The organism is Pseudomonas sp. 4CAES_32.4 (assembly GCF_058136335.1).
This window is the reverse complement of the sequence record NZ_CM176882.1, coordinates 3,159,135-3,184,422: the sequence shown is the minus strand read 5'-3', so window position 1 is coordinate 3,184,422 and position 25,288 is coordinate 3,159,135. Positions and strand designations below refer to the sequence as shown.

The following is a 25,288-nucleotide window of genomic DNA, read 5'->3' as shown; positions in this document are numbered from 1 at the left end:
ATCATTTCCACGGCTCGCTATGTCCCGAATTTCGCCGAGAATCGCCGCGTGCCAAGAGACCGACCAGAGCGCCGTGATTCTGGTCGGATCTGAGCAATTATCTAGCATGACGCAAGACGTCAAGGAATTTGAAAAACGATCTTCACACGCCCCAACCCACTGAATATCAATGAAGGGCAAGTCGCCTACCAGGAACGACATGACCAAATTGCTCTACGTTGCGCCCCGAATCCATCTAAGCGTCCCGGAGTATTTCGACGAAGTCATCGAAGTAGCACTGCTGATCGTCTGAGCCGTTAGATCTTGGGAATCCAGACGCAAATCAGTGAAAAAGCCGGTCAAGATCAATCGGTTTGGCTAAACAATGGTTCGCGCCAGCGGCTAAACACCGATCATGATCATCCTTCGAGGCTTGGGCAGTCACAGCGATACTGGACAATCTACGGAGCGCAGGATTTTCCCGAATCCGCGCGGTGGCTTCGTAACCGTCCATTGCCGGCACCATGATATCCATCAAGACAGGGTCAATATTTTCAATGGCGTTCAGTTTTTCAATGGCTCTCGTTGCAAGGAGCCCCGCACAAATCATCCGAATGGTTCAAGCCGGATTGAGCAATAGGCAATGTGCGAAACCAGGGCCCGGATTTGATCGAATCGACCCACTCCAATCAAAGCGGTAAGTCGGTTTAGACAGAAGCAAGCGATTTCAGCCGCTCTTCAAGCGCATGATCAAAAACGATGTAGAGCCGTTCGGCGTCACCAGCTCTCAGCCCACCGGCGACCTCCATGCCCAAAACGAACCCATCCGCCCTCGCCCCGGCCTTTACCGCAACGATCATCGAATCAGCGCGCATAATCTGCACGAGGAGTCGGTCTGCCTCCCGCTTCATCTTTTCATTAAGTACTACATCGTGCATCGCTACGACCTTCAACGCGACATCCAATACATGACAGATAAGACAATGGTCACCCATACCAAGGTCACCAGAAAAGATAGGCCTGCGAGTCGCTTGTTCATAGAACCTTATCATTTTGATGAATGGCGGATCATGAGTGCCGCGTAGATCAGAGGCAAGAGCAAACAGGCCTGCACCTGAACATTTTGGGTTAATGAATGTTAGACATCATTCACTAGTCTTCCAAGCGATGCTGCCGCGATCACTAAAGGCTCTTCGACGGACGTGCCAGGCCGCTGCTGCCCGGTGGTCGGTGGTTCCTTCCCTCATCAAATTCATTGCCGGGCCGCTGGTCGACGTTCCAAATGCTTGCCCTCAACCAATTCTACCGGTGATGGCTGACGCTTCATAAAAGAGCGCGCCTCATAGGGATCAAGGATTAACTCCAGTTGAAACTTTACACCGTGTGGCTTGGCTACGTTGTCGTACGCATGAGTGTGGGTTTGTCGTCATGCCGCTGCGATAGGAACTCACGCACCAAATGGCCAGTTTGCCTTGCACTGGTCACCACGAAAAAATGCCCCTCTCCTTGTAGGATGTGCAGATCAGAACGGCGAATGACGCGGTGCAAAATCTGCGCGTTGTAAAGTCGCACCAACGCGTCCCGGTCGCCGGAGAGAATCAGTGTGCGTTGGCGCAAACGAAATAGCCGTAACAGGCTTGTCCAACCGATCAGGGCAGCGAGCTGGTGAAAATACGAGCGCGGTTTGACTGAGAGCATGCCCTTCACCGCGCCAAAGTGCAGCAATGTCTTTATCGAACTGCCATCACTTTTTTTGTTGCGTATTTGACCGCCTTTGCTCTTGCCGAAAAAATCTAGGATATCGGCAGGTTTTACCAGTACTAATGGGCCGGCGGACGTCGCTGCGAGGATCAGCCGGCGTACCATGCCTGGATGACGTAGAGCGAACTCTTGGGCCAATGCGCCGCCCCAGCTCACGCCAAAGACATCTACCTGTTCGAACCCCAATTGCTCGAGCAACTTGGCGATCAAATCGGCATGACGCGAAAGACGCAGTGGCCAGCGAGGCGTTTGTGATTTCCCGACCCCAGGAACATCCAGCGCAATAGTCGTGTAGTCGGCAAGCTCCTCCCGCAGTAAATCGAAGGAGCGAATCAATCCTCCAAGTCCGTTTAGCAACAGCAACGGCGACCCTGTACCACAGATTGAAACGTTCAACTGCAAGTCTTTGATCGTCAGTTTTCGCGTTGTCATGGTTTCCCCCTTGCTGCGCTAACTTGAAAGGCTGCGGTGGATAAGAACGCGAATATTCTGTTGATCAGGCTAGGGACATTCAGAACAAACCAGCGGCTGCTTCCCTCACGAAAATCTCGATAGCCTTTGGCCCTACACCTCGAATTCAGACAAGCTTTTCTCGAATGCCCGACGATCAGCGCTCGCTTTCACGATGTTGCTCACCTTGGCGTCGTAGTCATCGTTTAGCTTGCTTGCCGACGCCATTAATCGCGACGCCGTGGCCTCGTCGTAACATAGGTTGTGGCCACTCACCTAGCATGACTACCAACCGACGATGGCTGCAACGTAAATTTTTTGCGGTATATCGCGTTGGCGTCGCTCGACAATCACCTCATACGCGCTAGCGGCAATTGCGCTTTGAATTCTTTTGCCCGTGAGGAAACTGGCACTCAACCATCCGCAAAGCCCGGCTTTCTTCCACCTTCAAAGTCGATCTGCAAGTCATGTGCGCTTTGCTCACGCGTGCAACCCCGCAGCCATGGTTTCAACAGTAAATCTAGACCCTGACCTTCCACGAACGATCCGGAAAAGCAAATCAGGGATAAATGAACTCTTACTCGAGTGCGGCGACAAAATGTTTGAACCCTGAGGACGAGAAAACGAGATGCATATATCTGAAACAAGCCAAGTGATGGAAGCACTGTCAGCGAACGAAGCAAACCTGAAGCTTCATGAAGGTTGGTCTTTGATATCTGTGGTCGTCACAACCCATCCTAACGGCCAGCTTCATCCTTGCTACATCCTGGCTAAATCGAAGGGCTCCCCCGATGGGCAGAAGTCCGATTAACTAGCTCACCACTAACATTTGCGTATCAGCTCACGACACTGCGTAAGGAGGTAGGTTGGGTTATCTGGATTGGGTTCAATGGCCAGCGATGGCGGTAACCGTGCTCGCCGCATGGTTGATCGGATCACAGCGGCCACGACGACGGATGATCGGATTCGTATGCTTTAGCGTGAGCAACGTACTCTGGGTGATATGGGGTTTGCATGCACAGGCGTATGCGTTGATCGTCCTGCAGCTCTGCCTGTTCCTCATGAACTTTCGGGGTCTTAAAAAAAATCTGAAGGGAAAGCAGGAGGAAAATCTCAGCTCTGACGGTGGCCGTCGAAATTCTTTTTAAAGCCACGGGCATTCATGCCTAAAAGTATGCACTCAAGCATGATCAGGGCGTAGGCATCAGCGTGAAGTCCCCAGATAACCCATAAGGCATTACTCGTAATGAACCCCCAAAAGGCAACCATGCGTCGGTAGGGTCGTTGCGAACCGATGAACCAAGCTGAGACCACCGTCACTACCATGGCGGGCCATTGTATGTAATTGATGTACTCCAAATTGAATCTCCTTGACATACTGGGTATCAAAGAGAAACACCCGCGCTGACTTGCGAATTAAGTGCAGGTAATCCTAGTGAAGCACCAAGATTGGCCAAATACTCGCCAAACCCACCCTGACATTTGTAGGTTCTACGCGCGCTGGTAATCACTGGATTGGTTGCCGTCCACACGATATGCGCGCCGATCCTTTCAAGGTCTGCGACTAAATGGACATCCTCGTGAGCAGTCAGATGCTGAAACCCGCCAGCATTCCGATAGGCTTCGAAACTGATACCGAGATTAGCGCCGTGGATATGCCGATGGTTCTCTATGAACTGGTAAAGCTCCATGTACTTTGCGCGAACCAGATCAACGTGTTCATTCCAGCTGTCCACCTCAACCGTCCCACAAACTGCATCGGCATGGAATTCAATCTGCTTCACCAACCAATCGTGCGGAACGACAGTGTCCGCGTCGGTGAAGGCAAGCCACTTCGCGCCTGCGGTTAGCAAGTGATCGGCGCCAACAGCTCTCGATTGGCCCACGTTCTGATAACACACCTCGATTGCGCTTATATCGAAAGCTGAAACGATCTGATCCGTCTGGTCGGAGCAATCGTCTAGAACAACGACTATCGAGACCGGCTGGCCCAAAGCAGGATGCTCGGCAGCCACTAAAACGGAGGCAAGGCATGCATCAATTTGGCGTTCTTCATTATGGGCAGGTATCACAACACCGATCATAAACGCGGCCTCCCAGCCACCAGAGTTACAAGCTCTCGTGGTCGACACTCCTCCTCAACAATAAGTTTAAAAAATAGCGTGGGTGTATAAACGCAGACCGCTAGTCATCTGCACCTATTTCTCTCTGAACTTACTTCACTCGAGACTCATCTCCCACTGACATCCAGCGAAAGTTAGGGGTAAGACGTCATGAGAGCACTCACGTATCACGGCGCGCACAGCGTTAAAGTCGATACCGTTCCAGATCCAGTCATCGAGGATATTGACGACATCATTTTACGAGTCACCGCGACGGCGATTTGTGGATCTGACCTTCATCTCTATCGAGGAAAAATACCAACCGTGGAGCATGGTGACATCTTCGGCCATGAGTTCATGGGAATCGTAGAAGAGGCTGGTTCAGCGGTGACTGCTGTCCAGCCGGGTGACCGAGTTGTCATTCCTTTTGTCATTGCCTGTGGCAGCTGCTTTTTCTGCGCGATGGATCTGTTTGCAGCATGCGAAACAACTAATACGGGACGGGGCGCGATCATAAACAAAAAGGCCATCCCACCTGGCGCTGCTCTCTTCGGCTTCAGTCATATGTACGGCGGGATACCAGGTGGTCAGGCTGAATACGTGCGCGTACCAAAAGCCAATACCGGGCCTTTCAAGGTGCCTGGAACACTGTCAGATGAAAAAGTATTGTTCCTCTCAGACATTCTGCCGACTGCATATCAAGCTGTAACAAACGCTGGAATTGGCAATGGCTCAAGCATTGCCATCTATGGTGCAGGGCCCGTCGGACTGTTAAGCGCAGCTTGCGCAAGGATGCTCGGAGCCGACCAAATTTTCATGGTCGATCACCATCCTTACCGCTTGGCCTACGCACAGAAAACGTACGGCGTAATTCCTATAAACTTTGACGAAGACGACGATCCTGCGGACACGATTATTCGGCAAACTAAAGGGATGCGGGGCGTGGACGGCGTGGTGGACGCGGTTGGTTTTGAAGCCAAAGGCAGTACGACAGAGACGGTTCTCGCCACCCTCAAGCTCGAAGGCAGCAGCGGCAAAGCTCTACGTCAATGCATCGCGGCTGTTCGACGCGGAGGTATTGTTAGCGTACCTGGAGTTTATTCTGGATTTATTCATGGCTTCCTTTTCGGCGACGCGTTCGACAAAGGCCTGACCTTCAAAATGGGGCAGACCCATGTGCATCGTTTCCTTCCTGAGCTGCTCGATCACATCGAGACGGGTCGCCTCTCTCCGGAAGTGATCATCAGCCACCGCATGTCGCTGGAGCAGGCTGCCGAGGGTTACAAGATTTTTGATAAAAAAGAAGAGGACTGTCGAAAGGTTATTCTCACACCTGGCGATAGTCACATCGCAATGCCGGAGAGCGATACCAGCGCAGCAGTGTTGACTACATAAATCCGTCAATAAGCGCAAAGGGCGAGAGGCTCGGTGCTCACCGCAGACTCTCCTCCTTATTCATCGGTTGGTAACTATGGATCACAGCGTGAAGGGTCAGACCGAGGGAATGGTAAATTCCGATAACCAGCAATCTCGGCAAGCCTAAATGCGGTTGTATCCACCTACTCAATGACGCTGAGTTTGGCATTGACTCGATTGAAAGCAGGTTTTACGTGCGGCTGTGTAAAACGCCTTGATGCTCAGCGGGTAAGGGTGATACTCATCGGATACGAGATGCCTGAATGGAATCTCACCCCTGAGGACATACGGAAATGAGCGCAGGAAAGATTCTAGTGACGGGGGCTGCGGGCAAAATCGGCAACGCTTTTTATTCGGCGTATGGCGATGAACTCGATTTGCGTTTAGCCGATGTCAGCGTGACGCAGTTCCCCGACTCGCAAAAAAACTTCTCTCTCGACATCACCGATCTGTCCCGCTGCCTTGAAGCCTGTGAAGGTATCGACACCGTGATTCATCTAGCGGCTGATCCGAATCCGAATGCTGACTTCATGACCTCTGTGCTGCCCGTGAATATCGTCGGCACCTACAACATGTTGCTCGCCGCGAAGACGCAAGGCTGCAAGCGCTTCATATTTGCCAGCAGCGCTCAGGCCGTCGAAGGCTATCCAAAGGATGTGCAAGTTCACGAATGCATGGCGCCGAAGCCCGGAAATATGTACGGCGTCGGCAAAGCGTTTGGGGAAGCACTGTCGTCGTTGTACGCAAACGATGGCGAGATGACGACCGTCGCTGTGCGTATTGCCAACGTAGCAGAATTTCATCCAGGTGAAGTTCACAGCCCCAGGGACGTCGCTGCTTTTATCAGTGTGAGGGATGTTGTCGCGTTACTGCGCAACTGCGTTGAAGCCGAGATGAGCGGGTTCAACGTTGTTCATGGTGTCTCGGACAACAGATACAAGCGACTTGCTATCGAAAAAACCAAGCGGGTCGTTGGATATGCCCCGCGTGACGATGGATTTGGGATTTTGGAAGGACACGCAGAAACCGATTGAATTCGAGCATCTTCAAGCTCACTTTGTACCGCTGGCCGGGCTCACAGCCTGCGAGTCACTGGCTGATTCTTCTCAATTCAACCGAAGAGCTCTCTTATCCCGACTCGTCAGAAGTCTCCTCCTAAGAAGCGGACTCGGCAGCCGGGATGAGTCGGTCTCCTATCTCACACTCAAGGACGATACCCATGCCTGAATGCTTTGAAGCAAAAATCGCTACGGCCGATGCTCTAACGTTGCTGCTGCACAATCAACACGCGATATGTGCAGCCATCGAAGAGATGACTAAATGGATTTCTGATAGCGGAGCGAGGGATGCCGTTGCCAACGCAATTGCAGCCATGGAAACTCTAGACAAAAACGCCCAAGGCATTACGGATGCCATCATGCAGTTACGTCGCTCATAGGCATCGTCTTCAGTTCGTCCGTCGCTTATGACCCGCCTACCTATGGTCTTCTGGGAACTTGCTCGATGCGCTCAATGGACGCATTATGATTTAACCGATGTAGGTCGATAAGGAAGCGCCATGTCAGTCTTCAGGGTGATCGCCAGTCTCGGATTTGCGGTAATGATCTCAACCGCCGCTTACTCTGCTCAGTTTGTAGGACAACAGATCGCGTATTTGCACCAGAAGCTCTCCCCCCCTAGCCATGAGCTCAGTCTCCTGACCGATTGGCCTAACACAGATACTTCTCTACCAAAGCTTGAAGATCAGCTTGGGGGTCGAGCGCAGAAGACGTCATCGGTAACACTGTCTGAAATTCCTTCAGAGAAAGCGCTGCTGCACCCTTCACGATAATTTCACATTTTCGGGTGTACGGTTGTGTCACTCCTTTAGTGTTTACCGACCCGCACCCCATCGCGGGTCTTTTTTTGCCCTCAAAAAATGGTCGGTGTAAAGAAGCCTCTGCATCGCGTGCGCAGCGCGATCTTCCAGTGAGCAAGGCTTTGTCCAGAAACCTACCTTCGCAAGTCGGGCTATCGGAGCTTGTCACGCAAGATCCTACGGGTCGTCCTCCACCGGCTAATACACGTGCTCTCTACCCGCCCAAGCCTGGCGCCGCGCCGCTTTCTCGCCTGTATTCATTTTCGTAGAGCGCCCTCCTGCTCCCTCGTTGGGTAAATTTCCGCTGTATTGTTAACCAGCGAATTCCATTCGATATCCCCAAATAATTTGAATCGCCATCGCATCTCAAGGTCACCTAAATAGAGATTACAGACGACAAAGCAATGGGAGAGATTTATGAGCCTTGCAATGACCATCGTCAGCATGATTGCCGCTTGGACGGCGATAGCAATTTCCATGTTGTGGGGAGTACTGCGCATCGCCCGCCGGCACCATCCTCTTGCTCAGCGCAATGCTGTCGCTCAAGCGCGTTATAAGCGCTTACCCAAGCACCAAGCGCTACCGTTTCGCACCGCCTAAAACGATACCTCTTAACGGGCCTCAACGGGCCCGCGCAATGACATTTTGAAATGTGACGCGAATTGTGACGAAGAGGCATCCAACAACCCTTGAAGGTCGCTGTTATGCAGTCAAAGGAACCCAATGGCGACCTTCGTATCCTTCGCTTAATGAGGACGTGCGGCACAACTTCGTAGTCGAACGCATGCAGCTCGTCGTGGAATTGACCCAAATACAGCGGCATATCTGATGGTCTGGACAGTTGAGTGGAACCATTGAACTTTGTCGCTACTGCAATCACCACTCTCAAAGGAGGTGTGGAGATCATGAGCGGCTCAAAAGAATTACATGGAACCGTCATCTGCCAATTCGCAGAGAAAATCCTGTTCGTCCGTAAGGAGAACCCTGAATGGTCACTTCCCGGTGGAAAGGTTGAAGCGAACGAACTACCTGTCGAAGGCGCTCGTCGAGAACTGAAGGAGGAGACGGGCTTAGAGCTCAAGGACGCCGAATTTCTGGGGCATCATGTTTTTGATCGAGAAGAACATCACCTTTATCGACTAACTGTCCGAGATGCTGACCAACCGCGTCCAGGCGCAGAAATCGTCGAGTGCCGGTGGTTCACTCACGCTGAGTTGAAATCTGTATCGGTGAAGCCCCACAACGTTGAGCTACTGAAATTACACGGGCTATTTTCATAAGGAAGCTGGAGTAATCTCCTTCATTCTCCATGGGCGTCATGCCCCAGAGAGCCAAGCTCGACGGAGTCGGACACAGCGGCCATAGTCGATATGCTCCGTAGACGTGCCAGTAATTCATCGGCCTGTGACTGTAATTCGGCACGGGTTCGCGTCAGCTCCTCTGTGTGGGTAGAAGGAGTAAAGTTGGCGGCATCAGTTTCAACGTTTATGAGAAGCGCAGAAAGGCTTGCGTGCATCATTAAAGCAGAGGAGACCACGTCGCACTGCAGTGTTCTCTTTACTTTTGATATAGCGCTTTGCGCAAGCGCGATACCCTCATAGCACGACCGGGCAGCGGCTAATGAACCTAAGGTTATGTCAAGCGCATGCTGCCGACTGGGACGAGAAGATCCTGCCGCAGCGTTCTCAGTAAAGGCACCGAAAGTTCGCATGTCATTGTCGGCATGCGCTTTCATCACATCAAGCAACTGCTCTACTTCGGCGGCAATACCTAGCGCAGTATTTCCCACTTCCTGATCGCAGGATTTGCGAATCGCCATTTGCAGAAGCGCTAGCGCCAAACTCGCTATGACGCATGCGGTGGCACCGCAGCTTGGTACAGCAGCCACTGAGGCGACTTGTTCGCAAAACGAATCAAGAGTGAATGACCATAGGCTCATTTAGTAATCCTCAGCGATTGTACTGTGCAGCTAGACGAGTGTTCTCAGGAGTATTGAGGTTTGAGTCGCTGCAACATTGGTTCGGATCCTGGTCTTGTACCGCCGGGTCGGCCAACTGAACCTTGGTCGTGCGATAGCCGGCCGGTGCACACAGGCTTGCGAAGCCAGCCAAAAACCAGGTTAGATTGTTATGGTGAGAGCGCTTCATCATTATTCACTCGCGGAGTTAGGCGAAGCGCTACAGGGATACTGCTCATCGTCTTTACCCAAATGAACGTTCAAGTCGACGGCGGATGTTTTTGCTCATGGTGCCTCTCTTTTTGGTAACGCAAACGCCTCCACGTAATCGCCTGACCTAGTCTGCAAACCACCGTGACCCCCAGCGGCAATTACGACGTATTGTCTGCCGTCCTTACCAAGGTATGTCATTGGCGTTGCCTGCCCTCCCGCTGGCAGCCTAGTCTTCCAGAGTTCTTTGCCGTTGCGCGCATCAAATGCGCGCAGATAGTCGTCCGCAGTTGCTCCCATAAATATGAGCCCGGATCTAGTAGTGACAGTGCCGCCGATATTGAAGATCCCTGTTGGAAAAGGCAGGTTGACGTGCAGCCCCATGGGCCCCATGTCACGGGTTGTGCCTACATCGTGTTTCCAGACGATGGAGCGAGTGCGCAGATCGATTGCTGCGAGTTGCCCCCACGGTGGAGCTTTGCAAGGTGCGCCCAATAACCCAAGCCACGGATCGACCTTGACCACATAAGGCGTGCCGTATTGAGGATTGATGGCGAATTTTTTGGGCCTTGGAGGCTGTCCTTTGCCATCCCATGGCTCGACCAGACCTTTTTTCTCCGCATCAGACCGTTCCAGAGTCTGTGCAACAAAAGGGATGTAGCTCAGGTTCGCATATAAGCGCTTGCGCTCAGGATCGACTGATGCTCCATGCCAGTCAATGACGCCATCGAATGCTGGATACACCAACGTTTTCTTATCTAAGACGAACGGCGTAAACGCGCCTTTGTAATCTAGGCTGCGAAACTCTATTCGGCATAGCATCTGGTCGATGGGAGTTACCCCCCAAGTATCTTTCTCCTCTATTTGAGGTGGTGCAAAGGAAGGCATGCCCACTGAGTAAGGTTGCGTTGCGGACACAGGTTCACCAGGCAAGCCGCCTTGAGGGGCGGGCTTCTCTGAAACCTGGGCAACAGGCTCCCCAGTTTCGCGATTAAGGACAAACAATTCGCCGCGTTTAGTGGTTTGCACCAGAGCGGGAACTTTTTTGCCGTTGGTATCCTGCAAATCTACCAGGGTCGGGCCAATGGGCACATCCATGTCCCAAAGGTCATGGTGCAAGGTTTGGAAAGACCACCGGGGTGCACCTGTTTCGATATCGAGCGCAACCACGGAACTCGAATATTTCTCATCGAATGGCCGGCGTTTAGCACCGTAGTAGTCCGGCACTGCATTGCCAGTCGGCAGATACAGCAAGCCGCGTTCAACGTCGGCGGTGTATACACCCCAAGCATTTGGGGTGCCAGGAGTGAAATTCTCATCGGGCGCGGGGTGGCTGACAACACTTTCGGAACGCCCCACATCCCATGCCCAGGCGATTTGACCTGTAATCGGATCAAAGGCACGCACCGCGCCCGAAGGCTCGTTGGTTTTCTGGCCGTCATATATCCACCCGCCAAGGATCACTCGGTCACGGACGACCAATGGCGGCGACGTTACGAAATGAAAGCCTTTGGGCACATCACCCAAATGCTGCCTCAAAGAAACGAAGCCCTGTTCTCCAAAGTTCGCACAGGGCTTGCCCGTGTTCGCATCCAGCGCGACCAAGCGGGCATCGGCCACGGGAGAAATGATTCGTTGCGAGCATTCAGTACCTGCCGGGGCCTCGTAATAAGCCACACCACGACAGGCTAGATAAGCGTTGTTCCCTGTTTCTGGTTTGGGATCGAAACGCCAGCGTTCAGCACCCGATACGGCATCCAGCGCGATAACCTGGCTGTGCGGCGTGCAGATGTAAAGTGTATCGCCCACCTTGATGGGTGTGACCTCGAAATTGAATTCGTAACCATCTTTGTTTTCTCCGGGTCGCGCAACGTCACCCGTTCGGTATTCCCAGGCAGGTTGAAGTTGGTCGACGTTTTGCCGATCGATCTGCGTGAGCGGAGACCACCGCTCACCGCGAGGCGTGCGGCCGTAGTAACGCCAGTCAGTGTCGGCATCTTCGCGTGACGATGAAGGCTGCGTCACTGCGGATTGAGCCTGATCTGGAAAATTTTTTGGATAGGGATGCGCCAAGAAAAGCAGACCAACGAGCAGCACTCCAACCAGAGGGAAAATCACGTTGCCTGCAGATGAGATGCTCTTACCTGGATGCAGCCGCCGACGAATGCGAGGAAGCAGCAAGTAGAGACCCAGCAAGGTCGGAATGAGAAGCCTTGGCTCCAGGGCCCAAGCATCCAGGCCGCTTTCCCATAAGGCCCAGGCAACCGTCCCCAACCAGGCCAGACCGTAAACCCAGAGCGACCACCGACGTCCCCTGATCAAACCGAGACCAGTTATCAGTAACGCTAACCCTGCCAGCAAGTAATAGGGCGACCCGTGCAGCACCATCAGCCAGATACCGCCGCCAAACAGGATTAATCCAACGAGCGCCACCAGCGCGCCGGTAAACACAGGGGTACTGCGCTGGAATAGATTCATCTGACCTCCACAGGCTTTTTGAAACCCAGATCATGACCAAGGGAGTCTGTATGCATTACTCTGCTCCAGAGCCAGTTGGTTTGCAGTCACTTCTTTTTGAGCGCTTCGATCAACTCAGCTTTAGTCATCTTCGAACGGCCAGAAATATCCCGACTACGGGCCTCACTCATCAGGCTTTCCTTGCTCTGCGTTTCAAGTGAAGTTTTAGAGTCATGCCCATGGCCGCTGCGTGTTTGCGCCGCTCTCTTGCCCGAGTCAGATTTGGCCTGTTCCTTCTTAGAGTGCGACGTTTTTCTAACCGAACCGCCAGCCTTTTCACCCCCTCCTGACTGTTTGTTTACGGTTGCCCAAGCGCGCGCCTCCGCTTCGTCTTTCGGCGTACCCTTGCGCTCGTAGCTCTCTTCAATGTGCTCGGCTTTTCGCTTTTGCTCGTCGGTGTACTTGTCTTTGCTTCCACGTGCCATGGCGAGTACCTCTGTGTAAGTAAGCGAGAGTCTGCCTTCGACCCTATTTTAATAAGGAAGCGATTTTATTAAAGAAAGTTCACCCAAATTTCTTGGAGTATGCGGGCGCATCACATCACTACTGCGCCGGGCCGGAGAGCTTTCATTTATGAAACGACGGGGCATAGGCCGTCTTGGATACGGACAATTAACACCGTTTTCCGCTCAGCAACTCGACGGAACGAAACCGCCCTTTACGGCAAACCATCCAGAGGAGGAAGCCTTTGTGATCAACCCAACTGCAAGCATGAAGATGGGAGAGCGCTCCTCGGTAGAGCAAATAGGCGACACGCATCCCATTACTAGATTTTTTCTCGACGGAAAGTATTATTCTCGGCCCTGAGCGATTGAGCGCGGTCGGCTGGTTCGAAGGCCAAAAAATCGTCTGAGACGACCTGGACTCGACAGGAAGCCCCTATTTCCAGGCTGTTTCGCCGGCACGATCTACGACCTCATCTTGACCTTGGTATCTGGGGAACTCTACAGCCTGCCGCTGCTTAAATGGATTCACCGGCTTCGCTGAAACTCTTCGTAGCTTCAAATGAGCCAAAGAAGTTACACACCGGGCCGTTGAGCGGAAAGCTTGTTGTCATTGCTGGGGTATTGAGTGGTGTAGGCAGAGCTACCGCTGAGGCTTTTGCGTGCAGGCGTGCGACTAATACTCGCAGCCAGGGACGAGGACGCGCTTTACGAAGTTTTTCCAATAAACGCTGCCGGCTAATAAAAAAAGACCTTTGAGGGCCATTTTTGTACCTAAAACAAAATCTGTTAGCGCCGAAAACCCTCGCCAGAAGGCGGAAGTTAGGCGAAGGAAAAGCAGTGTCATTCATGCTCTGCGGCTCCAGCGTTTCGAGATTTGCGAAAGACGGAACGACTCAAAACCTATGCTTTCGAAAACTTGAGCGCTTCTAATTTCGAGAAGCGAGGAGAACTCTCATGGCTGAAAAAAGCTCAGCTTCATCAAAAAAAAGCAAAAAACTGGAGGATTCTGCTGTCGTCCCAGACGTGGCAGAAACAGGTTTAACAGACGACGAACGGGTCGTTAGGGAAGATGAGTTCCTTGGCGACGAACAACGTGTAGAACCCGGCCCAGCCGATTTGGAAAGACTTAAGAATTGAAGCAGGTATCGCTTGGTATTCGATGAAACCAATATTTCGAATACGCGATATCTACTACTTGAACACTGCTCATGGAGGTGACATGCATGCGCCAGCAAACCTCATTCATATTTGATCTAGATGGCACATTGACTGACAGCGTTTACCAGAATGTCTTCGCGTGGAAAACCGCGCTCGATTCAGAGGACATACCGTTGGCCATGTGGCGAATTCACAGAAAGATAGGTATGAGCGGTGGGCTGCTGCTTAAGATGTTAGCCCGTGAGACAGGCCTGGAGATCAAACCAGACCAGGCCAAAAGGCTGAGCGATAAACATGACAAAGCCTACAAGGATCTACAGGGCCAGATAAGCGCTCTGCCTGGCGCTGTCGAGCTTCTAGATACTTTAAATCGCGATCAGATCAAGTGGTGCATTGCTACCAGCGGTGGGATGGACACTGCAGCAATAAATCTGAACGCATTAGGCTTGGATAGCGCGGATGTCAATCTTATTACCCGTGATGACGTCAAAAATGGCAAACCCGATCCAGACCTTTTCCTTGCCGCTGCAAGCAAGCTCAATGCACCCATCGAAGAATGCTTGGTGATCGGCGACGCCATCTGGGACATGCTTGCCGCACGCCGCTGTAAGGCCACCGGTATAGGGCTGCTTTCAGGTGGCTACGACACAGGAGAGCTTGAACGTGCTGGTGCACTCCGCGTCTACGAGGATCCTCTGGCACTGCTGCGGCACCTGGACGAGGTTGCTTCTCGTCCCTGAGCAATCTGTAAGCACGCGGATTGAGTCGGTGTGCTCCCTGCTCGCGGCGACGTTCACGCATGCAGTCATGCCAGACGATTGATAGGGTGGTGATCCAGTGTTCCTCAGAATCGACGATTCGAGGCATTGGACGCACCCGATACAACTGCGCCCACCCCGCACTCCTATGACTTCGACCCGTTTTACGCTGTGATAGACAGGCGACGCGCTTACAGGATCAGCTAGGCTCCACTCGCGCCGGCAGTGCCACTCTTGAACACACAAAAAGCAGCATGCCTATCAGGATCAACCCCCCCTCCCCGCATCCATGTTTCCAGACTTTGCTGACTGAGCAGTACCAGGCACGAGACGATAGCAAGTACCGGAACCCACGTCGGCACCCGAAAGTGATTTTCCGCAACCTCGTCACGGCGCAGGATTAACACGGACAAATTAGTGCTGAGAAACACAAACAGCAGGAGCAGGACTACGGTTTCGGCCAATGTAGCTAGCGTTCCCGTCAGCGTGAGTGCGATTGCTACAAGGGTGGTAGCGATGACCGCCAACCAGGGGGTACGTCGCCGAGGCAGCATCTTGCTCAAGGCGTGTGGCAAAAGTCCAACGCAGGCCATGCCATAGGTCAAGCGACTCGCCATTATCATGGTTAACAGTGCGCCGTTGGCTACCGCGATCAGTGCGATGAAGGCGAAGACACGAGGCGGAATGTTTAAACCTGACGCCCGAACCACTTCCAGAAGAGGAGCCGACGTTGCCACAAGTTTTTCCATGGGCAGTACCGAAGATGCCGCGATGCCGACAGCCATGTAGAGGACTCCGGCGGTTAGCAATGCGGCAAATAATGCGCGCGGGTAAACTTTTCGAACGTCTCGGATTTCTTCCGCAAGATTGGCGGATGTTTCGAATCCCACAAAAGAATAGAAGGCGATTAATGCCGCGCCCAAAACGGCTAACATCGGGCTGATCCCCGGTTTGAACTCCAGACTGCGACCCAAATCCGCTTCACCAGTACGGAAATACCAAGCAGCGGCAACAACGACCAAAAGAAGACCTGTGAGCTCAATAACTGTCATCACCAGATTGGCTCCCAAGGACTCTTTAATCCCCCTGGCATTCAGGAGCGCGATAACGACAAGGAACAGCAGCGCCGCAATGTGAGGGGGTACTTGGATGAACGCCGCCAGGTAATCACCCGCAAACGCCAGGGATAAACCCGCCGCGCTCGTGACAGCTGCAGATAGCATGCAAAAGCCAACGAGAAAAGAAATGAGCGGAGACCGGAACGCCTTCTCTGCGAAAACCGAAGCGGCGCCCGCGTGAGGATATTTTGTCACCAACTCTGCGTAGGAACCTGCAGTAAGCATCGCGAAAAACAGAGCGATGAGCAGAGGCACCCATATTGCTCCACCTAGCTCCCCCGCAATTGTCCCGGCAAGTGCATAAACGCCCGCTCCGAGAACATCACCGAGAATGAATAGAAAAAGCATCGGGCCGGTAACGGCGCGACGCAGCGAGGTCTTGGGGGTCAAGGTCTTCACGTTCAACTTCCTGGCTTGGGATTGCAACAGCCAATTCCCGGCTGATCGCTAGGTGCATTAATCTCAAGCAATGGAAATTCGCGCATGACGAAAGTTCACACAACTTATCAGCGTGACGGGCAGAAGGCGCAGCCCCTACAAGTGGATTTAAGCAACGGAATCTGCGACACATAGAAAAAATCGATAAAAAAAAGGGCCTCTTTAGGCCCTTTTGTATTCAAATCCAATCACTTTTTTAACCAAGACTCGACCGTGTCGGAGCCATGCTCAGCTTTCCAGTCCTTTAATGTTTTGTGATTGCCACCTTTAGTTTCAACGACTTCACCAGTGTGAGGATTTTTATAAATCTTCAACTGACGAGGTTTGCGACTACGGGTTTTGGAATCGGCGGCTGGAGCGCGACGACTTGCCTGCGGATCAAGCAGGTTGATCACGTGGTTCAGGCTGTAGCCGTATTTTGCGAGCAAATCGCGCAGTTTCGTTTCGAATTCAATTTCTTTCTTAAGACCTGCATCACCTTTCAAGGCCTCAAGCGCCTGGAGCTGTTCTGCAAGGTGTTTTTCGAGTTGGCGGAATTCGGCAAGTTTTGACATAAAAAATTCTCGATGTGGTTAATACCTGAAGACTAAGTTTTTAATCCCCCCGGCCCAGTGCAACTCAATATCCATATATCGTGGTCTGCCCCATTTTTCCTACTGAACAGAGTGAGTAATCCTAAGCGCTCCAGGATCCTCATTTGAAGATCTGCTTCCAAGCGACAATAGGTCTTGAATTGATTTCTGTGGCTGACCGACGCTCCAATTCCTATTGATGAGTGTCCGCCTGCTCAGCCGGATAAAACTCGCCTTCCTTGCCCAACCTTTTTAGCTGTTCGCGCACGATCATCTCAACGCTGGCGACTGCGGCTTGATCGTCAAGGTTAACCAACTGCAAGCACAGGCGTCGGACATTCTGATCGTGGGTACCCTCGCTCATCATCTCGTGGGTGAAGACTTGTTCACCTCGCCATAGGCAAAGCTGGGTATGCGTTCCGCCGAGCCATATTTCGTTGATTGATCGAAGGTCGGTGGTAGCCAGTTGATCGACTGTGATTGTCTTATCCATAGCGCCGTACCTTACCAATGAGTAGATACAGATAGACTTGCGGGCACAAGGGTCGTTCCAGGTCTCGGCAGTTCAACCCCGCCTTTCACGATCACCGTTCGGCAAAAATGCCGTACTGACTGTCATCGCTTAGGGCGATGGTGTCCTTCTGTTTAAGCGGGCAACATTTTCTCCCTGCAAGCAGATCGCCATGCGCCAACGACCTCTCATCCACAAGCCTCCGAATGTTTATATGACGCGATGGCGTGACGAGATAGATTCAAACGTTGTGCGGTAATTCGTGCGTACCGTCGTTCCTAGATGGCAACCTAGGAACACGGTAGGCGTCCGATGCACGTTATGAATGAATAAGGCGTATTTAATCCAGCAGATCTGCCGGAACCTTCCCACCATTTTCCGCCAGTTTTTTCATAACTGCGGAATGCAGCCAGGTGTTCATGGTTGCCGAATCGTCTGTTGAACCTGTGTAATGCAGTTCTGCAGCGAGTTCCTTGCGGGCGGCAAGGCTACTATCGATACTCAATAATTTGAGTAAATCAACAATCGAAGTACGCCAATTGAGCTGCTCGGTTTGCTGGCTTGCCAAGGCCTCCAGCTTAGAGGCCACATCCACTTCACTGATCGCAGCGGTCGGCGTTGAAGGCGGGTTCTGTGTTATCTCGCCGGTGGTGCCACTGGTTGGCGCTGCGGGAGCTGCTTGGGCTGACGAAGAAGCGTGCTTACCTATTCCGAGTTTTTCCAATATCGTGCTGAACAAGCTCATTTGAATTCTCCACGTAATTGATGACCAACACTCTGATGAGGTGGCTGCCTATGGATGACCCTCCCGATTACACTAAAGTTTTATCCGACTCTCTTCGTGGTTGCTAACTGCAGCTACACAGGGGCAGCAATGGGCGTAGCACAGGCCGCCTAGGCCGCTGCCCGGGGCAAGCTTTCTGACTTTCTCCACCGTAATGTTCAATCAGTAATTTTAATCAGTCTTTAGAAAAAGCTGCGATCCTGTGCCCTGCCGGACAGCAATGGGAGGCCTCAAAGTCGGCGGCATACGCCTTCCAGCTCCCTGCTTCACCTTCACTCCTTCCATCGCTGAGACCCGAGATACACCTCTTACATTTTTGCGCAAGAAGATGTTCACACTGCCGGCATCTTGTCATTTCCTACAAGGCGGGCTGTCCATCAAAAGGTTGAGCGCTAGAAATGCCTACGGCCAACTGGAAATTTTTCGTTACCGCCGATGATGCTTTACGTACCTGTCGCAATCGCACCTCCTGTGCTGGTTCGTATCGCCGATCAACGCATTCCACTGCCAATCCAAGGCATTGAATGAATGAAATCGCCAGGCAGAAATGGACAGCCCGTCTATCCTATCGTCTTACTATCTGATTGATCCGAATGTAGTGCGTGCAGAGGAAATCTGCCTTTGCAAGCTATGGTCAATGTATGTACAGATAGGGACTATCAGACCTTCCAGAGACAGATAGCTCCCTGAGTTCCAGCCAAAATGTTACGTGCGATCGCATTTCCTTTCCCCCAAACCAACAAGGTTGAGAAATGAGTACTCATTCAGTCAATGACGCTACGCGTGAGTTAGCCAGCCTGCTTTCGCGGCTGGAAGTCGCATTAGCCTTTTTGGAGAAATCCGATCAGTTGGGTGATTTGAGTTACGCTTCAGCTAGGGCGACAGCTTTGAGAGCAATGCAGGACGCAGGAGACGCCGTACAGTTAATGGGCGCTGTGCTGGGAGGCGTGCAGAAACCGATACGACATTGAACCAACAGCAGGCTTTCTCTATCCGATGGAATCACTATGTTCAAACTTCCCTTAACTTCCAACGGTATGCTCTACGAAGGCTGAACGTTTTAGTTCCGGTCATCGACGAAAAGGTGCAGTTCGGTGTCGCACATCCATCCATTCGTGTGAAATGTCTTATCCGTTTTCTGCGCACCTAGGCGTACTCCATGTCCGACCGTGCTCCACACGCATAGAGACATAGTGATAATGACGGCCAGCGGGACAGCAAAGCCAACTACGCACACATGATTCAAAGGTGAGCCGCCATGGTTAATCGTAACTTCCGGCCGGATCCGGAAAAGCGATCGAGCAGTGCACCCAGGGTAAAACGTCCAAGCTTAATCAGTCTTCGTAGGTTTGCCCTTCTCCAATGAATGGTAAAAGAACATAGAGGAATTTAACCACAGCATTTTCTAGTCGTGGGAAACGCTAAAGTAGCGCAGTACTGCCACGTGAAAAAAACTGAAATGACGCTTGACGCTTTAGTTGTAAGTGCTGCTTACGACCTCATCGTGTCTGCAATAGGCGAATTCGCTTAAAACTGTGATGGATACGTTCCATGTGATGGGCGATGCAACGAAGGTTTCGTTGTGCGGGAGCTTAAGCCCTAGGCTGGCTGAGCTCTGCCAGTAATAGGCAAACGATATACAGCGGCATCTTACGCCCGAATTCGGTGTTGCGGTGGGGCAAGAAGAACGTCGATAACCGAAAGGAGCTCCGATATGCCAATGACGGAAATAGTGAGCGACCGCCCCGAAGTAATCGAACGAGCACGGGGACAGATGGTTAGGACGGTGCGGCGCATCGATGCACTTAACAACGACTACGTCGCTTCGATGACCATGACAGGTTACTTCACTGCCCTACTGATCGAACGCATGATCAGCCACGAAATGTTCGACCAGTTATGCCAGGAAATGGATCACGCGCTGGATAGGTAACAGTGTGAACGGGCACTCTTCACCTTATGAAGAAAAAACCTCAAGGCGCGCAGGTGCGGCGCAGGGAGACGAAGGCATCGTGTTTGATGGAGTCAAGGGTCGCTAGGGAAAGGAATTTCTCCGATTATCAAGCGTGTAGGCGGCACCTAGTTGGGCGAGACGGAGGGATTTGATAAGCAAAAGCGATACGATAAAGGTTGATCAGCTCTGGGCGGTGGCTCGACAGCAGACAGGCATAAACTGACCGCAATTTAGTTGGCGGGATATAGACCGACTGCTTACGGCCATTTGCAGTCGCTCAGAACTTTTCCCTCGCTCGCTCATTGCCCGGCAGTGCCTTCTGTATTTACGGGAACCTCAACTATTGCAACGCCTAAAGCAAGTGAGTGCGCAGCAGGCTAACTCTGCGGTCGATAGCCTGCTGTAAACGGACGCGATACGCATCCCAAACGTCGGCGTCGCAGGAGGTAGAACGCATCAGAGTCAACATTGCCAACTCGGCAGAAGCGTATTCCGCATTCGCATCCATCGTATTTAGTTTACGCAGTTCATGTTCCGTCATCTCCCGACGCCTGAGTGCAAGGACTGCGTCGTCGGTGATCACTGGGCTCAGCGTGAACTGCGAACGATGGGGAGCGCAGAAGGGTTCGCTCTCAACCAGGATTGTACGCGCACGCTGAAGCCCCCAACTCAGTGCGCTGATTAGCTGTTCGAGACATTCTCGTTCGTGGAATTCCTCATGCATCGGGGCGCCATTTGCATGATAGATACCGACAAATACTTGCACTTCTTTGTTGTGCGTAAGACGTGCTTGTACTTCCACGTGCCGCCCATCCTTGAGCATTTCTTCATGGATCAGTGTAGGAAATTGTTTATTCACCCAATGCCAGAACTGTGGGCCTCTACGACGCATACACCGTCCTCCGCGAGTTGGCTTTAGAGTAAGGCATACACGCTCTGGATTTTCCAGGCCATTAGTCGGCAATTATGGCTGCCGATACTTCTCCTTCAACGACCTTCAACCAATTCGCGAATTATTGTCGTCAACTCATCCATGGCTACTGGTTTACCAACAGAAGCATCAAAACGGCCTTCCCCTTGGTAACCCACACCTTCGGCTGCGCCGTAACCTGTCAGCGCGATTGCTGGAAGTGATGTGTAATCCGGCAGTTTACGTAGCGCAACGAGTAGCTCATGACCATCCATGTACGGCAGTCCGATGTCCGAGATAATGATATCGAAGCGTTGCGTCTGCGCTACTGCCAGAACTTTGGAAGGATGATCGAATGCCAGAACGTGCGCATCCTCCAACTCGAGCAGCAACTGAAGTGTTTCCAGTACCTCGGGCGAATCATCGACGAGGAGTATGCGAATCCCAGCCAAATGACCTTGGTCGTTATCAGGATCGTTACTGGCATGCTGATTTGGCGCTTCGGTGAGTGGCAGCTCTACGGTAAAACGTGAACCTTTGCCCGCGCCCTCGGAATACGCCTGGATGCTGCCATGGTGGCTTTCAACCAGTTGTTCGACCAATGCCAAGCCAATTCCCAAGCCACCTCGATGCTGGCCAGAAGGGCGATGGTCGGCCTGTCCGAACATTTCGAAGATTCGTTCCAGTTGATCCTTCTCGATACCCGGGCCGGTATCAATCACATCGATACGTACCGACTGCTCCAGCTTCGTCGTAACAACTTGCACTGTCCCTTCAGCGGGGGTGAACTTAATGGCGTTACTGATCAGGTTCCAAATGATCTGTTCAATACGGGTCTGATCTGCATCGATGAATAGACTTTGTTCAGGTGTTCTGAAGTGAATCTTGCATCCGGGTTCTGCTTTCAGCACGACTTGTTGAATTTCATTGAGTACCACCACGAGATCCAGCGGATTGCATTGCAACTGCAGCTTGCCATTGCGTACCCGCGCGACGTCCATCAGGTCATCGATGATGCGCGCTTGGCTGGCTACCGCATCAGTGATGGTGGTGATCGCTTTTTGTAGCGTCGGGTCTTTCTTTGAAACAGGAAGCCGACGTGCCAATTGGGCGTTTAGTTGAATGAGGTTCAACGGATGTTTGAGTTCATGTGACATGACCGCAAAGAACTGATCTTTTTGCTGGCTGAAATTTTGCGATGCCGTAAGGTTCCGCTGCTGCTCTTCGTGCAACTTGATATGGTCAGTCAGATCGCGCGCTATTTTGACAAAGCCTTGGAAGCCTTTGCTCGCCAATGCCGTGACCTCGCCGCTGCAATAAAACTTGGTACCATCCTTGCGTGCGTGCCAGCGCTCATCGTCACTACGACCTTTGGTGCGCGCCGTTTCAAGCTCCATTTCTGGAACTCCTGCGCGCTGATCCTCGGCGGAAAAGATGAAGCGAAAATGCTGACCTTCCGCCTCGTCACGGCTGAAGCCAAAAGTGTTCCTCGCCCCGTCGTTCCAGTCAGTGATGAAGCCCTCTTCATTAAGCACGATGATCGCGTAGTCATGGGTGCTTTCTGTGACCAGGCGCATTCGTTCTTCGCTCAAACGAAGCTCTTGCTCAGCCTCGCGACGTGAGGTGATATCAATAAAGCTCAGAACGATACCGCCTATCTGATCCACGTTGGAACGATAGGGCAAGATTCGCACGATGTACCAGCGGTCATCGGAACTCGCGACTTCGCGTTCGATGCCCTTGAGAGTCTCGAATACTGACATGGCATCCTCGGCCATTCCGTCGTATTTGAGGCGATGAGTGATATCCAGCAAGGGCCGACCGGCGTCTACCGCCAGCATGCTAAAAATATCCGTTGCTCGAGGGGTGAACCATTTGATTCGCAGCTCTCGATCAACGAAAACAGTGGCAATGTCGGTGGAACTGATCAGGTTGCTCAGGTAGTCGTTGACCTGGTCTGTTTCTTCAACCTTGATCTTCAATTCGTGGTTTACAGTGAGGAGCTCTTCGTTGATCGACTGCAACTCTTCCTTGCTGGTTTCGAGCTCTTCAGACGCTGAACGAAGCTCTTCATTGATTGCCTGCATTTCCTCGTTGGAGGCCTTCAACTCTTCGCTCGAGACCTCCGACTGCTCAATAACGTCCTGAAGTTGCAGCTTGGTACGTTGCAACTCCCTATCGAGGTTGGAAAGCATCTGATTTTCAGACTGTACGGATGCGTTGGAACTGACGTTTTGTGCGTCTATTTCTTCCTCTGTGAACGAGATGTACAGACAGCTCAGCTCTGTTTCAGCATCAGTGAACGGGTGTACCTCGATCTGCACCTGGTAATACTGTCCGTCACGTTTATGATTGATCGGGCGGGCCCGAGCGGACTGTCCGGATTGTTGGGCTTGGTAGATGGTAGTGCGTAGTTCTAGGCGCAGATCTCCGCTCACCAGTGATAGGAGATTATTGCTGACCTCGCCGGTCATATGCTGCAGATACCGGCCCGCGCCCTGACTGATGTAGAGCACGTCGGCTTCGCTGTTAACGATGATGCTAGGTGGAGAAAAGCGTTCTGCAGCCCGCTGATAAAGTTCGACGGTGGACGGCTTTTTTACCGGTCGCATATCGCTAGGCAGAGACGATGAAATGGTACGCGCGTAACCGCCACGGGGCATGGCAGGCAGTCGATTTGTATTGGGGCCGCCGCGAGCACGAAAAATGCGATTCTTTTTGTCGACGGTGGTGAAAAGTTCAGGGCAAGCATCCGCTGATTCAGAGGTGCCGAGAAAGAGGTAGCCACCTGCTCGCAGCGCAAAATGAAACATCTGTAGAATTTCGCGCTGAATATCGCGGTCGAGATAAATAAGCAGATTGCGGCAGACAATCAGGTCGATCTGAGAGAAAGGCGGATCTGCCAGCAGGCTGTGTTTGGCGAACAGCACTCGCTCACGAATATCCTTGCGGACGCGATAGTTCGCATCTTCTTTGACGAAGTATTGCCGCAAGCGTGCGGGTGAGACGTCAGTGATGATTGCCTCAGAATACAGTCCTGTACGACCGGTACTTATGGCACGGTCGTCGATGTCGCTGGCGAACACCTGGATCTTGATATCTGACGACGTTTCAGCTTTGTAGTCATTCAGAACAATGGCGAGTGAATAGGCTTCTTCCCCTGTAGATGCACCAGCCGACCAGACTCGGATCTCATGGGCACTATCGGTGTCGTTTTGACGAGCGAATAACTGGGGAATGACCTCGCGCTCCAATGATTCAAAAGACTCACGGTCGCGAAAGAAATTGGTCACGCCGATGAGCATGTCATCGAGCAGGGCCTTGGTCTCATCAACATGTTCACAGATGTAGCGGTAATAGGTGGGCAAATCGGGTTGCGTCGTTACCTGCATGCGTCGCTCAATACGACGTAAGACTGTGGCGCGCTTGTAGTGTCTGAAATCGTGGCCAGTGGACGCGCGCAGTTTGGCGAGAATATCAAGCAGTGCTTGCTCGGCCTGTTCGACAGCCCGTTCATCGAGCTTTTGCCCAGGGTTGGGCTGGAGGTTGGCGGCGTTTGGAAGTTGGATACGTTGGGCGTTGTGCCATACATCCAGAATTTTTTGCGGCATTTCAACAACCGGTAGTACGAAATCGACTTTATGAGTATTGATCGCTGCCTGCGGCATTCCGTCAAACTGAGCATCCTCGGGATGCTGCGCTAGGGTGACACCGCCTTGCTCCTTGATACGTGACAAGCCAACGGCTCCATCAGATCCAGTACCTGATAAAACCACGCAGAAGGCGTGTTCTTTATGAGCGTCGGCGAGATCACGAAAGAAAAGATCGATGGTTACATGCCGACCGTTTCTTGGCTCTGGGGCCAAGCTACGAAGGTAGCCGTCATTCATCGACAGGCGCTGTGCGGGAGAAATCACATAAACATGGTTGCGTTCAATGGGCATTGCAGTAGCCAACTGCGTGACCGGGATTTTGGTTCGGTTAGCAATCAACTTCCCTGCACTGCTTTGATGATCCGGAGATAGATGCAAAACCACCACAAACGCCATTCCGCTGTCGGTTGGCATGTGCTCGAAGAATTGCTGAACGGCTTGTAACCCGCCTGCGGAAGCTCCGATACCTACTACCGGAAAATTCAAGTGACTCGGCTGAATATCCTGCCGTTGAGGACGATCTGGGCCCGCTTCATTTTCAGTGTTCATCACGTAAGTCCTGTCGTGGTCGCGCGGTTTAGAAGGTCACCTTCGGAACTAGCCTTTCAGCTACGATTGTCCATTGCGATCCAACAATGTGCAGCACGTGAACACGTCGAAAGGAGATAGCTCTAAGGATAGCGCATGAGGTCGACTTTCGGCCAAGGCAGATATTGGGATGTGAAGATCTGATGGA

At 52.2% G+C, this 25,288-nt stretch carries 23 protein-coding genes and 1 pseudogene; 9 read left to right on the top strand and 15 right to left on the bottom strand.

The genetic code is table 11. The features are described 5' to 3' along the window. Positions 1–296 precede the first annotated feature (296 nt). From AC3Y64_RS14120 to AC3Y64_RS14110, 3 genes and pseudogenes are all read right to left on the bottom strand, one after another. Positions 297–559: pseudogene (locus tag AC3Y64_RS14120) on the bottom strand (response regulator); the annotation flags it as partial. A 127-nt stretch (positions 560–686) separates the two neighbouring features. Beyond that, complete coding sequence (locus AC3Y64_RS14115) at positions 687–917, bottom strand: hypothetical protein (RefSeq protein WP_489984146.1); 231 nt, start codon at positions 915–917, stop codon at positions 687–689. A gap of 454 nt (positions 918–1,371) precedes the next feature. Next, entirely contained in the window at positions 1,372–2,172 is an 801-nt protein-coding gene (locus AC3Y64_RS14110) for an alpha/beta fold hydrolase (RefSeq protein WP_489984145.1), read from the bottom strand. Between the two features lie 884 nt (positions 2,173–3,056). On the opposite strand from AC3Y64_RS14110, the gene AC3Y64_RS14105 reads away from it, so the two are divergent. Further along, positions 3,057–3,338 (top strand): hypothetical protein, encoded by a 282-nt coding sequence (locus tag AC3Y64_RS14105; protein WP_400645141.1) that lies wholly within the window; start codon positions 3,057–3,059, stop codon positions 3,336–3,338. On the opposite strand, the gene AC3Y64_RS14100 is transcribed toward AC3Y64_RS14105, so the two are convergent. Together AC3Y64_RS14100 and AC3Y64_RS14095 are read right to left on the bottom strand one after the other, a co-directional pair. After that, positions 3,304–3,567, bottom strand: a complete 264-nt coding sequence (locus AC3Y64_RS14100) for a hypothetical protein (protein WP_489984144.1) — start codon at positions 3,565–3,567, stop codon at positions 3,304–3,306. The two genes, AC3Y64_RS14105 and AC3Y64_RS14100, sit on opposite strands and share 35 nt — an antisense overlap. An 8-nt stretch (positions 3,568–3,575) precedes the next feature. Next, positions 3,576–4,274 carry a glycosyltransferase family 2 protein gene (locus AC3Y64_RS14095; protein ID WP_489984143.1) on the bottom strand — a complete coding sequence of 233 codons (699 nt, stop codon included), beginning with the start codon at positions 4,272–4,274 and terminating at the stop codon, positions 3,576–3,578. A 189-nt stretch (positions 4,275–4,463) separates the two neighbouring features. Here AC3Y64_RS14095 and AC3Y64_RS14090 point away from each other — a divergent pair, with 189 nt between their 5' ends. From AC3Y64_RS14090 to AC3Y64_RS14070, 5 genes are all read left to right on the top strand, one after another. Beyond that, positions 4,464–5,687: a zinc-dependent alcohol dehydrogenase gene (locus tag AC3Y64_RS14090; protein ID WP_400645135.1), complete on the top strand. Its 1,224-nt coding sequence runs from the start codon at positions 4,464–4,466 to the stop codon at positions 5,685–5,687. A 314-nt stretch (positions 5,688–6,001) separates the two neighbouring features. Continuing rightward, positions 6,002–6,742 carry an NAD-dependent epimerase/dehydratase family protein gene (locus AC3Y64_RS14085; protein WP_489984142.1) on the top strand — a complete coding sequence of 247 codons (741 nt, stop codon included), beginning with the start codon at positions 6,002–6,004 and terminating at the stop codon, positions 6,740–6,742. 185 nt (positions 6,743–6,927) lie between these two features. Further along, positions 6,928–7,146 carry a hypothetical protein gene (locus AC3Y64_RS14080; protein ID WP_159811728.1) on the top strand — a complete coding sequence of 73 codons (219 nt, stop codon included), beginning with the start codon at positions 6,928–6,930 and terminating at the stop codon, positions 7,144–7,146. Between the two features lie 837 nt (positions 7,147–7,983). Next, the gene (locus AC3Y64_RS14075) at positions 7,984–8,166 is read left to right on the top strand and encodes a hypothetical protein (RefSeq protein ID WP_159811729.1); all 183 of its coding nucleotides are present in this window, start codon (positions 7,984–7,986) and stop codon (positions 8,164–8,166) included. Between the two features lie 245 nt (positions 8,167–8,411). Then, the gene (locus AC3Y64_RS14070) at positions 8,412–8,846 is read left to right on the top strand and encodes an NUDIX domain-containing protein (RefSeq protein WP_306109857.1); all 435 of its coding nucleotides are present in this window, start codon (positions 8,412–8,414) and stop codon (positions 8,844–8,846) included. Between the two features lie 20 nt (positions 8,847–8,866). Here the strand turns inward: AC3Y64_RS14070 and AC3Y64_RS14065 are convergent, their stop codons facing one another. The 4 genes from AC3Y64_RS14065 to AC3Y64_RS14050 all read right to left on the bottom strand — a co-directional run bounded on the left by AC3Y64_RS14065 (position 8,867) and on the right by AC3Y64_RS14050 (position 13,544). Beyond that, a complete protein-coding gene (locus AC3Y64_RS14065; RefSeq protein ID WP_489984141.1) occupies positions 8,867–9,505 on the bottom strand; it encodes a cyclodeaminase/cyclohydrolase family protein in 639 nt (212 codons plus the stop codon). A 303-nt stretch (positions 9,506–9,808) separates the two neighbouring features. Continuing rightward, positions 9,809–12,211 (bottom strand): membrane-bound PQQ-dependent dehydrogenase, glucose/quinate/shikimate family, encoded by a 2,403-nt coding sequence (locus tag AC3Y64_RS14060; protein WP_489984140.1) that lies wholly within the window; start codon positions 12,209–12,211, stop codon positions 9,809–9,811. An 86-nt stretch (positions 12,212–12,297) separates the two neighbouring features. Beyond that, entirely contained in the window at positions 12,298–12,675 is a 378-nt protein-coding gene (locus AC3Y64_RS14055; protein ID WP_489984139.1) for a termination factor Rho, read from the bottom strand. 536 nt (positions 12,676–13,211) lie between these two features. Next, the gene (locus AC3Y64_RS14050) at positions 13,212–13,544 is read right to left on the bottom strand and encodes a hypothetical protein (protein ID WP_489984138.1); all 333 of its coding nucleotides are present in this window, start codon (positions 13,542–13,544) and stop codon (positions 13,212–13,214) included. Between the two features lie 106 nt (positions 13,545–13,650). On the opposite strand from AC3Y64_RS14050, the gene AC3Y64_RS14045 reads away from it, so the two are divergent. Both AC3Y64_RS14045 and AC3Y64_RS14040 read left to right on the top strand, forming a co-directional pair. Next, on the top strand, positions 13,651–13,833 hold the full coding sequence (locus tag AC3Y64_RS14045) for a hypothetical protein (RefSeq protein WP_489984137.1): 183 nt from the start codon (positions 13,651–13,653) through the stop codon (positions 13,831–13,833). A gap of 86 nt (positions 13,834–13,919) precedes the next feature. Then, the gene (locus AC3Y64_RS14040; RefSeq protein ID WP_489984136.1) at positions 13,920–14,594 is read left to right on the top strand and encodes an HAD family hydrolase; all 675 of its coding nucleotides are present in this window, start codon (positions 13,920–13,922) and stop codon (positions 14,592–14,594) included. 221 nt (positions 14,595–14,815) lie between these two features. On the opposite strand, the gene AC3Y64_RS14035 is transcribed toward AC3Y64_RS14040, so the two are convergent. From AC3Y64_RS14035 to AC3Y64_RS14020, 4 genes are all read right to left on the bottom strand, one after another. Then, a complete protein-coding gene (locus AC3Y64_RS14035) occupies positions 14,816–16,129 on the bottom strand; it encodes an APC family permease (protein WP_489984135.1) in 1,314 nt (437 codons plus the stop codon). Between the two features lie 227 nt (positions 16,130–16,356). After that, positions 16,357–16,722 carry a histone-like nucleoid-structuring protein, MvaT/MvaU family gene (locus AC3Y64_RS14030; protein WP_489984134.1) on the bottom strand — a complete coding sequence of 122 codons (366 nt, stop codon included), beginning with the start codon at positions 16,720–16,722 and terminating at the stop codon, positions 16,357–16,359. 211 nt (positions 16,723–16,933) lie between these two features. Further along, complete coding sequence (locus AC3Y64_RS14025; protein WP_489984133.1) at positions 16,934–17,233, bottom strand: hypothetical protein; 300 nt, start codon at positions 17,231–17,233, stop codon at positions 16,934–16,936. Between the two features lie 358 nt (positions 17,234–17,591). Then, positions 17,592–17,996, bottom strand: coding sequence for a DUF3597 domain-containing protein (locus tag AC3Y64_RS14020; RefSeq protein ID WP_489984132.1), 405 nt, complete (start codon positions 17,994–17,996; stop codon positions 17,592–17,594). A gap of 1,753 nt (positions 17,997–19,749) precedes the next feature. On the opposite strand from AC3Y64_RS14020, the gene AC3Y64_RS14015 reads away from it, so the two are divergent. Then, positions 19,750–19,968 (top strand): hypothetical protein, encoded by a 219-nt coding sequence (locus tag AC3Y64_RS14015; RefSeq protein WP_400645106.1) that lies wholly within the window; start codon positions 19,750–19,752, stop codon positions 19,966–19,968. Positions 19,969–20,341: 373 nt separating this feature from the next. On the opposite strand, the gene AC3Y64_RS14010 is transcribed toward AC3Y64_RS14015, so the two are convergent. Together AC3Y64_RS14010 and AC3Y64_RS14005 are read right to left on the bottom strand one after the other, a co-directional pair. Continuing rightward, positions 20,342–20,881 carry a hypothetical protein gene (locus AC3Y64_RS14010; protein WP_489984131.1) on the bottom strand — a complete coding sequence of 180 codons (540 nt, stop codon included), beginning with the start codon at positions 20,879–20,881 and terminating at the stop codon, positions 20,342–20,344. Between the two features lie 95 nt (positions 20,882–20,976). Further along, positions 20,977–25,101 carry a CheR family methyltransferase gene (locus AC3Y64_RS14005; RefSeq protein ID WP_489984130.1) on the bottom strand — a complete coding sequence of 1,375 codons (4,125 nt, stop codon included), beginning with the start codon at positions 25,099–25,101 and terminating at the stop codon, positions 20,977–20,979. Between the last annotated feature and the right edge of the window lie 187 nt (positions 25,102–25,288).